12 protein-coding genes and 1 other annotated feature (1 of these 13 running past the window's edge) are annotated in these 14109 nt (G+C 56.8%); of the genes, 7 read left to right on the top strand and 5 right to left on the bottom strand.

The window, feature by feature from the left end; translation table 11 throughout:
* Positions 1 to 74 precede the first annotated feature (74 nt).
* Positions 75 to 1967 (top strand): B12-binding domain-containing radical SAM protein, encoded by a 1893-nt coding sequence (locus AC6I6H_RS18235; protein WP_497955432.1) that lies wholly within the window; start codon positions 75 to 77, stop codon positions 1965 to 1967.
* Here the strand turns inward: AC6I6H_RS18235 and AC6I6H_RS18230 are convergent, their stop codons facing one another.
* Positions 1968 to 2585, bottom strand: a complete 618-nt coding sequence (locus AC6I6H_RS18230; RefSeq protein WP_497955431.1) for a TetR/AcrR family transcriptional regulator — start codon at positions 2583 to 2585, stop codon at positions 1968 to 1970.
* A 179-nt stretch (positions 2586 to 2764) separates the two neighbouring features.
* On the opposite strand from AC6I6H_RS18230, the gene AC6I6H_RS18225 reads away from it, so the two are divergent.
* From AC6I6H_RS18225 to AC6I6H_RS18215, 3 genes are all read left to right on the top strand, one after another.
* Entirely contained in the window at positions 2765 to 5026 is a 2262-nt protein-coding gene (locus AC6I6H_RS18225; protein WP_497955430.1) for an MMPL family transporter, read from the top strand.
* Positions 5027 to 5222: 196 nt separating this feature from the next.
* Positions 5223 to 6476, top strand: coding sequence for a C39 family peptidase (locus tag AC6I6H_RS18220; RefSeq protein ID WP_497955429.1), 1254 nt, complete (start codon positions 5223 to 5225; stop codon positions 6474 to 6476).
* Positions 6477 to 6495: 19 nt separating this feature from the next.
* Complete coding sequence (locus AC6I6H_RS18215) at positions 6496 to 6942, top strand: hypothetical protein (RefSeq protein WP_497955428.1); 447 nt, start codon at positions 6496 to 6498, stop codon at positions 6940 to 6942.
* Between the two features lie 151 nt (positions 6943 to 7093).
* Here the strand turns inward: AC6I6H_RS18215 and AC6I6H_RS18210 are convergent, their stop codons facing one another.
* The 3 genes from AC6I6H_RS18210 to mnmL all read right to left on the bottom strand — a co-directional run bounded on the left by AC6I6H_RS18210 (position 7094) and on the right by mnmL (position 9844).
* Positions 7094 to 8059, bottom strand: a complete 966-nt coding sequence (locus AC6I6H_RS18210) for a type I phosphomannose isomerase catalytic subunit (protein ID WP_497955427.1) — start codon at positions 8057 to 8059, stop codon at positions 7094 to 7096.
* Between the two features lie 164 nt (positions 8060 to 8223).
* The gene (mnmM, locus tag AC6I6H_RS18205; protein ID WP_497955426.1) at positions 8224 to 8823 is read right to left on the bottom strand and encodes a tRNA 5-(aminomethyl)-2-thiouridylate-methyltransferase MnmM; all 600 of its coding nucleotides are present in this window, start codon (positions 8821 to 8823) and stop codon (positions 8224 to 8226) included.
* Between the two features lie 61 nt (positions 8824 to 8884).
* Complete coding sequence (gene mnmL / locus AC6I6H_RS18200; RefSeq protein WP_497955425.1) at positions 8885 to 9844, bottom strand: tRNA modification radical SAM protein MnmL/YtqA; 960 nt, start codon at positions 9842 to 9844, stop codon at positions 8885 to 8887.
* 163 nt (positions 9845 to 10007) lie between these two features.
* Between mnmL and AC6I6H_RS18195 the strand changes: the two genes are divergently transcribed.
* Positions 10008 to 10469, top strand: a complete 462-nt coding sequence (locus AC6I6H_RS18195; protein WP_497955424.1) for a WGxxGxxG family protein — start codon at positions 10008 to 10010, stop codon at positions 10467 to 10469.
* Positions 10470 to 10646: 177 nt separating this feature from the next.
* Complete coding sequence (gene trmB / locus AC6I6H_RS18190) at positions 10647 to 11405, top strand: tRNA (guanosine(46)-N7)-methyltransferase TrmB (RefSeq protein WP_497955423.1); 759 nt, start codon at positions 10647 to 10649, stop codon at positions 11403 to 11405.
* A gap of 238 nt (positions 11406 to 11643) precedes the next feature.
* Here trmB and AC6I6H_RS18185 read toward each other — a convergent pair whose 3' ends face one another.
* Positions 11644 to 12168, bottom strand: a complete 525-nt coding sequence (locus AC6I6H_RS18185; protein ID WP_497955422.1) for a phosphatase PAP2 family protein — start codon at positions 12166 to 12168, stop codon at positions 11644 to 11646.
* A 499-nt stretch (positions 12169 to 12667) separates the two neighbouring features.
* On the opposite strand from AC6I6H_RS18185, the gene AC6I6H_RS18180 reads away from it, so the two are divergent.
* Positions 12668 to 13900, top strand: a complete 1233-nt coding sequence (locus AC6I6H_RS18180; protein WP_497955421.1) for a glycosyltransferase family 2 protein — start codon at positions 12668 to 12670, stop codon at positions 13898 to 13900.
* A 113-nt stretch (positions 13901 to 14013) separates the two neighbouring features.
* Positions 14014 to 14109: a sequence feature (ribosomal protein L20 leader region), on the top strand (it continues 29 nt past the right edge of the window).

Raw genomic sequence — 14109 nt, 5'->3', positions numbered from 1 at the left:
GGGAGCGGGTTCTTTTTTGTCTTCTTCCGCTCTGCTACAATAGAGGACGAAACAAGCGGAAAGGACTATCCCCCATGAAAATTGTACTCGCGACCCTGAACGCCAAGTTCATTCATACCAATCTGGCTCTGCGGCTGCTCAAGGCCTATTGCGGCAGCGAATTTCCCGTGGAAATCGCCGAATATACCATCAAGGACCCGGCCATGAACGTCGTGTCCGATCTGTTCGTAAAAAAACCCGACGTGCTCGGGTTTTCCTGCTACATCTGGAATATTGAAGAGACGCTCCGGATCGTCTCGATGATCCGCAAGATCATGCCCGAAACGCGAATTGTGCTGGGCGGCCCGGAGGTGTCTTACGACGCCGACCATTGGCTGAAGCGTTCCTCCGAAACCGACTTCGTCATCATGGGCGAAGGGGAGGGCCCGCTGCTCCATTTGCTGCGCGAGCTGGCGGGAGCGGGCGACTTCCGTTCGGTCGGAGGGCTCGCCTACCGGGAAGGCGAGCGCATCCGCCTGAATCCCGTGGCGCCCAAGCTGGACTTGGCGGACATTCCGTCGCCGTACCGGTTTCCGGAGGACGCGCCCGATCTGGACAAGCGGATCGTCTACTTTGAAACGAGCCGCGGCTGCCCGTTCAACTGCCAGTTCTGCCTTTCCAGCGTGGAGACGGGCGTGCGTTATTTTGACATCGAGCGCACGAAAGCGGACATCCTGTATCTGGTCCAGTCGGGAGCGAAGCAGATCAAATTTGTGGACCGGACCTTCAACATCAAGCGGGATTACGCCCTTGAAATGTTCGCCTTTCTGATCGAGCATCACGGCGGATGCGTCTTCCAATTCGAGATTACGGCGGATATCATGCGCCCCGAGGTGCTGGAGTATCTCTCCAAAAACGCGCCGCCCGGCGTGTTCCGGTTCGAGATCGGCGTCCAGTCGACCAACGAATTGACCAATGAGCTGGTCAAGCGGAAGCAAAATTTCGCCAAGCTGAGCCGTACGGTTCAAGCGGTCAAAGCGTCCGGGTGCATCGATCAGCATCTGGACCTGATCGCCGGCCTGCCGGAAGAAGACTATGAATCGTTCAAAAAAACCTTTAACGATGTTTTTGCCCTTCGGCCGGAGGAGCTGCAGCTCGGATTCCTAAAAATGCTGCGGGGGACCGGCATGCGGAGAGACGCGGAAAAGTACGGGTACGTTTATATGGATCACGCGCCTTACGAGATTCTGGGCAATCGCGTGCTGCCGTTCCGGGATATTTTGCGGATCAAGCGGGCGGAGGACATGCTGGAGAAATATTGGAACGATCATCGGCTGGACCGCACAGTGGAATTTCTGATCGGGCGGGTGTTTCCGACGCCGTTCGATTTTTTCCAGGAGCTTGGGGATTACGGCGAGCGCGAAGGGTGGGCCAAAACCGGGCATCAGCTGGAGGATTTGTTCAGCCGGCTGTACGGGTTCCTGCGGGACCGGGAGACCGCCGGGCTGGAGATCATCGAGGGCTTGCTGAAGCTCGATTACTTTCTCAACCATAAGTGCAAGCCGCGAAAGATCTGGTGGACGTTCGCCTATTCAAAGGAAGGGCAGGCGGAGCTGATCCGGTATGCGGCCGAGCACCCGGAGGCGTTTTTGCCCGGTGAAGGCTGGCTGGCGGGGGATGCGGCGGCCGTTCGTCCGGCGGGCATCGGACCGGCTGCGAAGGACGATGGCCCGGGGAAGAACGGGGCGGCAGACGGCCGGTTTGCCGCGTTGGCGCTGGGCGAACGCGAGCTGCACAAGCACGCCATGGTGGAGGCGCTGCCGTTCGACCTGCAGCGGTACGAGCGGGAGGGGACGCTGGACACGGCAAATGGCACGCTGCTTCTGGTGTATTACCCGCCGGGCGAAGAAAAAGCCCGGTATTACATGGCTCCGCTGCCGGATGCCTTCCGGCGGCGCACAGATTGGACGGCGGCGGAGAACGGCTGATCAGGAGCGGGGAGAAGCCCCGTTCCAGAAAAAGGACACAATCTGACGGACCGCGTCTTCCTTGGTTGCAAAGGGGGACGCTTCCGTGCTTTTTTGGCCGATTTTCATCATGGAGAAAAAAGCATGGGACAAAAACAGGGCGTTGCCATGCTCCATTTCGCCCCGCTGCATCGCCTCCAGAAAAGTGGCGGCCAGCAAATCATGGATGCCGGCTTCGGCTTTGCGGATGGACTGCGTTTGCTCTTCCGCAAGCTGCGGGCCGGCTTCCTTCATCAGGCTCTCAAAATCGACGTGGGAAGAACGCAGGTAACTGCCGACGATTCCCTCCAGCCGTTCCCGGAGAGAGCCTTCCTGCATGAGGATCGCCTGCGTATATCCGCGGATCTTGTCCATCATTTCCGTGACTCCGGCGGTGAAAAGCCCCGCTTTATTGGTGAAGTAATAATAGATGGAGGCTTTGGTCACCCCGCTGGCGGCGGCGATTTCCTCCAGCGATACGCTTTCGTAGCCGCGTTCCATAAACAGCCGGGAAGCGGTCGCGAGAATTTGCTTGGGCACCGTCATTCCGGCAGCCGATGCTTTGGGACGCCCGGGAGGACGCTTTGCCGGTTTGGCCATGCTCATCACTCCGTTTACAGTAGGCTTGTTTTACAAGATTGGAATCATTTTAAACCGCGTTGATAATTAACCTTCCGGTATATATAATTATGGTGTTCGAATTAATTCAAGTATACCGTGACGGAGGGGCAAATTCATCCTTTGCCTGGTTGTTCGTTCATGGGAGCAGGAGGAGAAAGATGAACGGTTCGCGTTTGGAAAGATTCGGCCGGCTGGTTGCCGGGCCGAAGACGAAATGGGTCACGCTTTTGGTGTGGATCATTCTCACTGCGGCGCTTACCCTGCTGCTGCCTTCCGTCGGGGAAAAAGAAGACAACGGAGCGGCCAATCTCAGCGCCGACCGGCCGTCGGTGCAGGCGGCCGAAGTGGCGGCCCGCGAGTTTCCCGGGCAGGAAGGGACGCCCGCCCTGGTGGTCTGGAGCCGGGAGGGGGGCTTGACGGACGGGGATTTGGGCGGCATCCAGGAATTGACCCGGATGCTGACGGAGGAGCCGCCCGCCAATCTGTCCTCGGTGCCGCCTTATTTTCAAATGCCGCTTCCGGCACTGAAGGCGGTTTTGTCGGAAGACGGAAGCACGCTTGTGCTGCCGGTCCTTTTCGCCGAGAAAGCCGGCGATCCTGACGACTGGCTGGAAAAAAGCGTCGACCGCCTCAAGGAAACCGCGACCGAAACCGTGGGCGAGTCGGGCGATCCGTTTGCCGCCAGGCTTGGCGGGGCGGAGCTGACGGCGCGCGTTACGGGGCCGGCTGGTATTTCACTCGACGCCGTGGGCCTGTTCGAGAACGCGGACGTGTCGCTGCTGATCGCGACGGTGCTGCTGGTGCTCGTTTTGCTGCTGCTGATTTACCGCTCGCCGGTGCTGGCCCTGATCCCGATTGTGGCGGTCGGCTTTGCCTATGGCGTTGTCAGTCCGCTGCTCGGGTTTATTGCCGGAGAGGGCTGGATTGTGGTCGACGCCCAGGCAATCTCCATCATGACGGTGCTTTTGTTCGGAGCGGGCACCGATTACTGCCTGTTCCTGATTGCGCGTTACCGCAAGCTGCTGACGGAGGAAGCCGACCGGAGCGGCGCCCTGGTGCGGGCGCTGAAGGATTCTTCGGGCGCTATCGCCATGAGCGGCATTACTGTGGTGCTGTCGCTGCTGGCGCTTCTTCTGGCGGAATACGGGGCGTATCACCGGTTCGCCGTGCCGTTCAGCCTTTCGATCCTGATCATGGGGCTGGCGAGCTTGACCCTGGTTCCGGCGCTGCTCGCTATTTTCGGCCGGGGCTCGTTCTATCCGTTTGTGCCCCGCACCCCGGAAATGCTTCGCGAACGGGCGGCGCGCAAAGGCAAGCCCGTCCGCCAGCCCCGCGAGGGCGGGCGCTTCGGCCGGATGATCGGCGGCGCCGTTACGCGTAAGCCGTGGACCGTCACCCTGTCGACGCTGGTCTTGCTGGGCGCCTTGGCGGCTTTTTCTCCGCAGGTGAAGGTATCGTACGACCTGCTTTCGTCCTTTCCCGAAGACATGCCCTCGCGCGAAGGCTTCGCGGTGCTGGCGGAGAAATTCGCGCCCGGCGAGCTGGCGCCCGTAAAAGTGATGGCGCAGACGGAAGGGAAGGCGGTGGACCTTGGCGCCAAGCTGGCGGCGCTGCCGGCGACCGGTAAGCTGTCCGAGGAAGCCAAAGGCCAGACCGATCCGAACATCGTCGCTTACGAGCTTCAGCTTCGCATGAATCCGTACTCCAACGAGGCAATGGAGGCGATTCCGCAAATCCGCGTAGCGGCCGAACAGGCCTTGGCCGAGGCGGGCGTCGCGAATCCCGGAAAGGCGGTCTGGATTTCGGGGCAGACCGCGACGCAGTATGACACGCGGCAGGTGAGCCAGCACGACACCTGGGAGATCATTCCCGTCGTGATCGGGCTGATCGCCGTGCTGCTGCTGTTGTACCTCCGTTCGATCACCGCAACGCTCTATCTGGTGCTCACGGTCATCCTGTCGTTTTTCTCCGCGCTTGGGCTGGGCTGGATCATTCTCCACTACGGCTTCGGCGCTGAAACGATTCAGGGCGCGATTCCGCTGTACTCGTTCGTCTTCCTGGTCGCGCTTGGGGAAGACTACAACATTTTCATGATCTCGAGCATCTGGCAAAAGGTGCGGCAGGGCATTCCGCTCCGCCAGGCCATCCGCGAAGGGGTGGCGCGCACCGGTTCGGTCATTACGTCCGCCGGACTGATCCTCGCCGGAACGTTTGCGGTGCTGACCACGCTGCCGATTCAGGTGCTCGTCCAGTTCGGCCTGATCACGGCGATCGGCGTCCTTCTGGACACCTTCATCGTCCGCCCGTTCCTGGTGCCGGCCATCACGACATTGCTTGGCCGCGCCGCCTTCTGGCCGGGCAAAGCGTGGAAGCTGCCGAACGCCGCCTCCGGCGAACCGGAGGTCGGGAAGCAGTCATAAATCATCCCATGAATTATAATGAAAAAGGGCTTTGGCTAATTCAGCAAAGCTCTTTTTTGTAAAAAATAAAATAAAAACATAAAAATGTAAAATTAATCACATGATTACATATGATGAATGAATTATAGTGGTAAATGAACAAAAAAAGGAAATACTTATTAATCTCTATTCATCTACAAAATTGGGAGGTTTTTTGGTGAAAAAAATATTTTCATTCATCTTATTGCTTCTGCTATTTCTAGGGGGAGCCAATAACTTTGCTAAAGCTGAGGAATCTGAAACAATAGCTCCGATAGAAGCTAAAGCCGCATCGCTTTATCACGTAATGATGGTTCAGAATTCAAATGATGATTCAGCCTGGAAGGGACATAACGTTAAAGCACTGGACCCGCAACCGGTTTTTGATGTTAATAATGAGATAGTTAGCTATGTGGTCAATCTAGAAGTAGAAGGTGCTGCGGCTGGATATGTAGAGATAGAAAACAACAGATTAAATTATCCAGTTATTAGCTATAGCGATACATTTAATGTGCACAAAGCGAAACAAGATATTGTTGCTGTGGCGGAAAATAATATAATGTCCAAAAAGGAAAAAAAGCACGAGTCATTGATCGCTATCGCTCCCGGGTATTTTGGAGTTAGGATTGACTATCAAGACGGGTCAACGGATTTATATGGTGGGGATAAAGCTAGGTTGATGAGTAATCAGAATTCGATTTATAAAAAATTAAAGTCCGTTGACCCAGGTAGTGCATCGGAATGGGAGACTGTTCAGGATATTGTTGATGGCGAACTTGGTTCCATAACAGATGGTGTAACAGACGACCTTTCTTTTGAAAAAGGCTACAGTAGTGTTATTACGATGTCCCACGCAAATGTCGGAGGGATAAATCAATATAATCAAACGGCACTATGGGCTGGGCCATCAGGATGTACACCAACAACTGCTTTTAATGTTTTGTCTTATTGGGTTACTAAAAATTCCACAAAGTATAACAGCCTTTTAACGACTGATCCCGTTTTCACCAGTATGGATGTAACCATATCGGCTCTACGAAGAGCAATGGGGACGGATAATAATGGTGGCACAATGAGAGCAAATGAAGTTCCCGGGTTAATTAACTATGTGAGAGCACGAGGTTTTGTTTCAGCGAGTGCGGCGTTACACCAAAATCCGTCTTGGAGCACCATCAAAAATGATCTTGGTTATGGACCAACTCTCCTAAATTTTAAGAACCAAACTTATTATAGAGAAAATTCTTCTAATCCCAACAGTGAGATTGGACATACGGTTGCAGGTATTGGCTATAAAGAATTTGTTTATAATGGTAGTTCAACAGGGCATCAATATATGCTTGTCCACGACAATTGGCATGGTTCAAATTCGGTAGCTATTGTTTATGGAAGAAGTTATGATAACATGGCATCGGCTTATTTTGTTCCGGAATAATGAAGAAAAGGGGATTGGTATGAAAAGAATAGTCATCCATCTTTTTCTTCTGTTCTTGATGGCTGGATGTCGTAGCAATCAGGTTGATGGTTTTCCTCCTTTCGTGCCGGAAAATTATCAAAGCCTGCTGAAGGAACATAACTTAACTGAGCTGGCCGCATTGCCAGACTTTAGGGAACCATTTGGCCTCGTGGGACGTAACCCGTCAGGAGAAGAATACCTTATTTTAGTTTACAAAGATGGGACCAAGGAGAAACTTGCTTTGCCTGTTCCTTTCGGGGAGATTGTGCAGAAATTTGTCGACGCTGGATGTTTTGTTATTTCGGAATCAAATAAGGTGATTAATATTTCTGTTTTTAAAAGCGAGGAATCTGTTTATTATACTTCGCAAAGTCATGATACCCATGAGGGACTTATGGTCACCTTAACTTTGGACGGTAAAACTACGGATATCGTACGAAAGTAAGAAGTCCCAAAACGATATAATTTCTGCCGACCATCACGATTGAAAATACCCGGCTGGAGAGAGGGAAGCCCCTCTCCGGCCGGGTATTTTTCAATCTTGGCTTCATCGCCCAAATAAAACAGTACCGAATGGAAAACCGACTAGGTTTCGTTTACGGCAAATAGCTGCGCAGTACGGTCAACTCGCCGTCCAGCGTGTAGGCGCCAAGCGTCGCCGGAACGAGGACGCAGTCGCCCGGTGCGAGCTCGAGCTTGCCGTCTTCCCAGGACAGCGTGCCGTTGCCTTCGCCAGCGACGAGGATCGTAAACGAGTCCGGCGAGGTTTCCAGGCTCCAGGGGCCGCGCACGATGCCTTTTTCCGTCACGAAGTAAGGGGAGCGCGCCAGCTCCAGCCAGGCGCCCGGCTTCGCGCCGTCCGTTTTCATCCGGGTTGCGCCCGCGCCTTCGTAGGCGATGACGTTCAGGGAGTCCTCGATGTGCAGCTCGCGCGGTTTGCCGTCCAGGCCCGGGCGGTTGTAATCATACAACCGGTAGGTGGTATCCGAGTTTTGCTGGATTTCCGCGACCAGAACACCGGAGCAGAGGGCATGCACGGTGCCCGCCGGAATGTAGAACGAGTCGCCGGCTTCGACGGGCACTTCCTGCAGCGTGTCCATGATGCGGTCTTCCGCGATGGCTTTTTCCAGCTCGGTCCGGCCGATGCCGTCCTTCAGCCCGTAGATAATTTTTGCGCCGGGCTTGGCGTCGAGGATGTACCACATTTCCGTTTTGCCCAGCTCGCCGGCCGGAAGCTTCTCATAGTCGTCGTTCGGGTGAACCTGAACGGACAGGTCGTCCTGGCAGTCGAGCAGCTTGATCAGGAGGGGGAACCGTCCTCCGCCGGGCGAAAAGCCTTTGCTTCCGAAGTAAGCTTCTCCGTATTTGGCGCGGATTTCATCCAGGCCTTTGCCGGCCAGCTCGCCGTTGACGGCGGAGGTGGTGCCGTTCGGGTGGTCGCCGATCGTCCAGGCTTCGCCGATCCGGCCTTCCGGCAGCTCGAAGCCGAATTGCTCGAGCGCCCGGCCGCCCCATACGCGTTCTTTCATTTCGGGTTTGAATTTCAAAGGATAAGGTTTCATCTCGTCCATTCCTGCTTTCTTTATATGATGGAAACAAGCGGAGCGCCAGACAGATGCGGCTTTTTGCCGGAAGTCACCCTCGGCAAGTTCGGGTCTCGAACCGTCCGCAGCTTATACGGCTCCGCTTCTTTCATTCCCGTATAGCGCCGGAACACCCGTGTTGCTCACCGCTTGATAAACGCGAGCAGGCGCGCGGCGCCGTCGCCGCGGTTCACGAAGCGGTATTCCAGCGCGTCGATGCGCTCCGGCGGAAGCGCGGCGGCCCAGGCGTCGACGGCGGCCGCTTCTTCGGCTCCGCCGGGATGGCCCGGGTACAGCACCGCGGTCAGAATGCCGCCGGGCCGGAGCAGGCGCAGCGCCGCATCCAGGGCGGGCAGCGTCGTCCCGGCCCGTGTTACGGTGGCGTGGTCCGCCGCCGAACCGGGCAGGAAGCCGAGGTTGAACATCGCGGCCGCGATCCTGCCCCGGTGCCGCTCCTCCACGGCCTCCTCCATCCGCTCATGGGAGAGAAGATGGAGGCGGACCTCCGCCAGCGCGGAGCATCCGCCGCTTTTGCCGCCGGCGCCCTCCAGCCGGACCCGCGTGCCCGCCAGCGCCGCCTCCTGAATGTCGAAGGCGTAGACCGTTCCTTTCGGACCGCTGGCCTCGGCCAGAAACAGCGTGTCCACGCCGTTTCCGGCTGTCGCGTCCACTGCCGGCTCGCCCGGCTGGATTCTTTCTCCGGCAAGCCGCCGGGCAAAGGACAAGACCGATAAAAAGCCCATTTTCCGACGTTCACTCCTTGCTGTTTGACCGGATGACCGCTTCAGGTGCGAAAACGGCCCGTCAGGCGTTCACCTTCGCCGCCCGCAGCTTGCCCTGCCATGTATTCCGCCGTTCCAGCTCGGCGTCGATGGCGTTCAGCACTTCCCATTTCTTCAGGCTCCACATCGGGCCGATCAGAAGCTCGCGCGGCGCGTCCCCGGTCAGCCGGTGAACGATCATCTCGGGCGGCAGCATTTCGAGCGTGTCGGCCACAAGCCCGACATACTCGTCCTTCTCGAGAAAACGAAGCAGCCCGGCTTCGTACTGCTTGACCATCGGCGTTTTGCGCATGAGGTGCAGAAGATGCACCTTGATGCCCTGCACGTCCATGTCCGCCACGGCCGCGCCGGTCTCCAGCATCATGCGGCGGTCTTCGCCGGGAAGCCCGTAAATGATGTGGGCGCAGGTGCGGATGCCGTGCTTGCGCAGCTTGGCGACCCCCTCCACGAACGTTTCCGTGTCGTGCGCCCGGTTGATCAGGCGGGAGGTCGATTCGTGAATGGTCTGAAGGCCCATTTCCACCCACAGGTACGTCCGCTTGTTCAGCTCCGCCAGATAATCCACCACATCGTCGGGCAGACAGTCGGGACGGGTGGCGATGGACAGGCCGACGACACCCGGCTGCTCCAGAATCGCTTCATAATACTCCCTCAGCTCTTCGACAGGGGCGTAAGTGTTGGTGTAAGCCTGAAAGTAACCGATGTATTTCGCGTCCGGCCATTTGAGGTGCTGCAGATCGCGAATTTTGTTGAACTGGGTGACCAGGTCGTCGCGGCGGCTGCCGGCAAAATCGCCGGACCCCCGCGCGCTGCAAAAGGTGCAGCCGCCTTTGGCGATGCTTCCGTCACGGTTGGGGCAGGTAAAGCCTGCATCCAGCATGACCTTGAATACCTTCGTACCGAACTCGCGGCGCATTTCGTGATTCCAGGTGTGGAACCTTTTGCCGCTCCACGTGGACGGCTCTTGCTGTTCCGGGCGCATGGGTTCCTCCCTTTTTGATCGTAATCCTGCAACCATTTTAGCCGAAAACCCGAAAAATTGCGAACGGCCGGGACCGGGCGGAGAACGGCGCGGGATAATTTTCGGCCCCCCCGAGAACAATAAGTTCGCATCTCCTATTAACCGAAGGAAAGGGGACTTCAGCTTGAAGAAAATTACGACAGCCTGGTTATCCGTTATGCTTGTGTCGGCCCTCGGCGCTTCCTCGGCTTTTGCCGCCGGAACGACCACGACGAGCGGCACCGGCGCGGGTATGGGCGGTACGACCACCACAAGCCCGGGCAACATGATGAACAACACGAACAACGCCCGGACGTACGGCACCAATCCGTACACCAACGACGGGATGGCCGGCCGCGGCGACTTCGGGATGACGAACCGGAACAACTACGGCGTCTATACGACCGAAACGCCTATTCCGGGGTACGGCAACAACAACAACACAGGCACGGCAGGCAATCGGGGCGGCGCCAACAACACTTACCGGACCCGCGCCGCCAACGGCAACAACAACAACGACAACTGGGGCTGGCTGGGACTTCTCGGCCTGATCGGCCTCGCCGGGATGCGCAACAAGAACGACAACCGCACGCAGAGCAAAATGTAAAAAGCAAAAGGAAGCAAGCTTTGCAAAAGGATGGCTGCCTCCCAAGGAACGCTGCTGCGTTTCCGGCCGGTGGCGGTCCTTTTTGCGTTCCGCGGCCTCGCCGGGGACGGGGCTTTACAGCGAGCGGCGGAATCGCGTATCCTTTGAGAATAGAAACGGTTTGGAGGAAGGCAGAGCATGCGATTAAGAGGAAGAAAAGGAATCCGCGAAGAGCTGGAAGCCCAGAAGGACCTGGTGATCCTGGAGCCGCAGGAGCTGAAGGGAAACTGGAGCAAGCATTTCGGCAACGACAACCCGATCCACGTGGAGCTGGGCATGGGAAAAGGAATTTTTATCAGTGAGATGAGCGCGCGCTACCCGAACGTGAATTTTATCGGGATTGATATGTACGACGAACTGATCCGCCGGGCAAGCGAAAAGGCGAGAAGGCAACGCGAGCCGGTGGAACGCTGGAATCTGGCTTTGGCCCTCGTGAACATCGGCCGTATTGCCGATGTCTTCGCTCCGGGCGAGGTGGAGCGGGTTTACCTCAACTTCAGCGACCCGTGGCCGAAAAAGCGGCATTTCCGCCGCCGGCTGACGCATCCGGTTTTTGTCCGGCGTTACCTGGATTTCCTGAACGAACGCGGGGAAATCCACTTCAAAACGGATTCCCGCATGCTGTTCGAATTTTCCTTGAACTCCTTTGCCGATATGGGCCTGCGCATGCGGAATATTTCCCTGGACCTGCACGGCGAAGGGGTTCGGGAAGACCTCGTCATGACCGAATATGAGAAAAAGTTCGTGGAACGGGGCATGCCGATCCACCGCGTCGAGGTCGTGACCGGGCGCGAAGCGCTTGCGAACCACTTGGAACGGCTTAAGCAGGCGGAGGCGGACGAAAACGCCGGGGAGACGCAAGACGACAGGGAAGAGCGGACCGGTGCAAGCAGCTAAGAGACCGTCCCGGAGCGCCTGAATCCGAGCAAGAGAACCGCCCGACGAAAGCCGCCATGCGGCCGGAACGGGCGGTTTTTTCGCGGGGAACGGAGTCATGTCGATCCGGGTCGAAAAGGCGCTTTGCGTCCGATTTTGCCGGATGGACGGAGCTTTCTCCCGGGACCCGGGCCTTTTTCTGGGACCATGCTCCTGTTTTGCTGCTAACCTTGGAACTTTTTAAGGTTTGAAACGTTCTCTATTTTGAAAGAATAAAGGTGACGAGAGCCGTTCCAAAGCCGAGGAGGGCGCCTGCGGCGCAGTCGGACGGGTAGTGGAGGCCGAGGATGATTCGCGAGACGCCGACCGTAAATGCCAGGGGCAGCAGCAGCAGCCCGAGGAACGGGAAATGGAGCACGTAAGGCGTGGTCAATGCGAAAATGGCGGTCGTGTGACCCGAGGGGAACGAGGCGTCGGTCAAGGGGTTCCGCACGGTTTCGGTTTCGGGCAGCGCCTGATGGGGCCGGACCCGGGGGAACGTTTTTTTGATCAGAGCTACCGGAACATGGCTTGCGGCAAGCGCCAGCAGCGAAGCGGCAGCCGCGCGCTGCCAGGCTTCGCCCCAGGCGGCGGCGAGGAGCAGGATGCTTGCAGAGACGGTAAACCAGGCTCCGCCCAAATGCGTGATGCGGGAAAAATAGCCGAACCCGGAAATGCGTTTCCGGTTGAGACGCCGAAACATCAGTAGCTCGGCTTCCCTCAGCCAAACCGTTACCTTTTGCATGCCAGTCGCCTCCCGACTCCGTATTTGTCACCAGTATAACCCCCCATTGTCATGGGGATGTAAAGCACGCGCCGTGTGCGGAAAAAGGCCGCGAGCCGTCGCCAAAAGGGACCGGTCTGCATTTTATGTTACAGGAATGTTTCATTTGTGTTACGATTAGGTTAAAATAACATCGGACCGATCCGCTGATCGAAATTATCGGGGGGATGGAGGGCAGGGGCAGGCTTCCGAGGGTACTTACCCCGAAAACGAGGCAAATAACCCCATGCGGACAGCTGGACGCCGAAATCATGTGCAAAGGCCGCAGCGGATTGCAGTTTGCTTACGCTGGCATTCGTTTGCAGGTCGAGGCAAGCTTTGACAAAAGGGACCGTCCGAGAGAAAATCAGTATCGGGCTCATGACATAGAATGCTTTAAAGCGATAAAGAATACGGTACTTACTTACAGAGAGATAAACTCAACTGCGCTTACGCGCGCTTGTGAAAAGGGGGAAATCCTATGCTGGACCGTGTGCTGATTGGTTTGCAGATCGTCTTTGCGGTAATCGCAGGCTACCAAACCATTCTCGCCTTCTTCGGCCTCATGCGAAAAAAGAAGCGGCAGAAGCATCTTCCGCAAAAATCGTTCGCTGTTCTCGTCGCCGCGCACAATGAGGAGCAGGTTGTGGGCGCGCTGCTGGAAAACCTGAAGAAAATGAATTATCCGAAAGAACTTTACGATGTGTTTGTCATTGCCGACAATTGTACCGACAATACCGCTGAAATCGCCCGCCAGCACGGCGTCTACGCCTTCGAACGGCATGATTCGTCGCGGCGGGGCAAAGGCTATGCGATCGAGTGGATGCTGCGCGAGCTGTGGAAGCTTCCCCGCCAGTACGACGCCGTCGTCATGTTTGACGCCGACAATCTGGCGAATCCCGACTACCTGACGCATATGAACAACGACCTGTGCAACGGCTCCCGCGTCATCCAGGCGTATCTGGATACAAAGAACCCGCATGACTCCTGGATCACCTCGGCTTACGCCGTTTCATACTGGTTCTGCAACCGGCTGTGGCAGCTGGCCCGGACCAACCTGGGACTGGCCAACTACCTGGGCGGAACCGGGATGTGCTTTGAAAGCAAGCTGCTGAAGGAATTCGGCTGGGGCGCCACCAGTCTGGTGGAAGACCTGGAATTCACGATGCGCTGCGTCCAAAAAGGGATTTACCCGACGTTTAACTATGACGCCAAGGTGTACGACGAGAAGCCGCTGACCTTCAAAGCGTCCTGGAACCAGCGTCTGCGCTGGATGCAGGGGCATTTTGACGTGGCCCGCCGGTACTTTTTCCCGCTTTTGTGGCAGGGCCTCAAGGAGCGCAGCTGGGCCAAGCTGGACACCGCCCTGTACGCGTTGAACGTTTACAACGTCTTTATTACGGGAACCGTCACGGCGGTTCTGTATATCGACATGCTGCTGCCGGGATCGCCGAAGCTGACGTCGATTTACATGCACGCGCCGCTGATTCTGATGACCCTGTCGGTGCTCAGCGTGATTCAGTTCCCGATCGCCATGATTCTGGAGAAAGCGCCCTGGAAAATCGTGAAGTCGCTGATCACCATGCCGGTCTATCTGATCTCCTGGTATCCGCTCACCTTCTACGCTTTCTTCACGCAGAACAACAAGCAGTGGAGCCACACCCGCCATACGCGCGTTTTGCGCATCGACGAGGTGCAAAAGCAGGCGAGCTGACCGCGAAATGCGGGGGATGCGCCCTCTGGGCTACACGGACGGGGTATTTCCTCGGGACAACGGTTTGGCTGTTGACAATGCCTTTGCGGGATGGTATAGTATTCAAGTATGTTTATCCAAAGAAGAAGCGCCCGCTTCTCACCTGACCGGCTCTGCCGGCTGGTTATTCGAGAACCATGATCGTGATTATGGAACTTATGGAGATGCGG

It is taken from the genome of Gorillibacterium sp. sgz306347, from assembly GCF_059735245.1.
The sequence above is the reverse complement of the archived record's forward strand: the minus strand, read 5'-3'. Positions and strand labels throughout refer to the sequence as shown.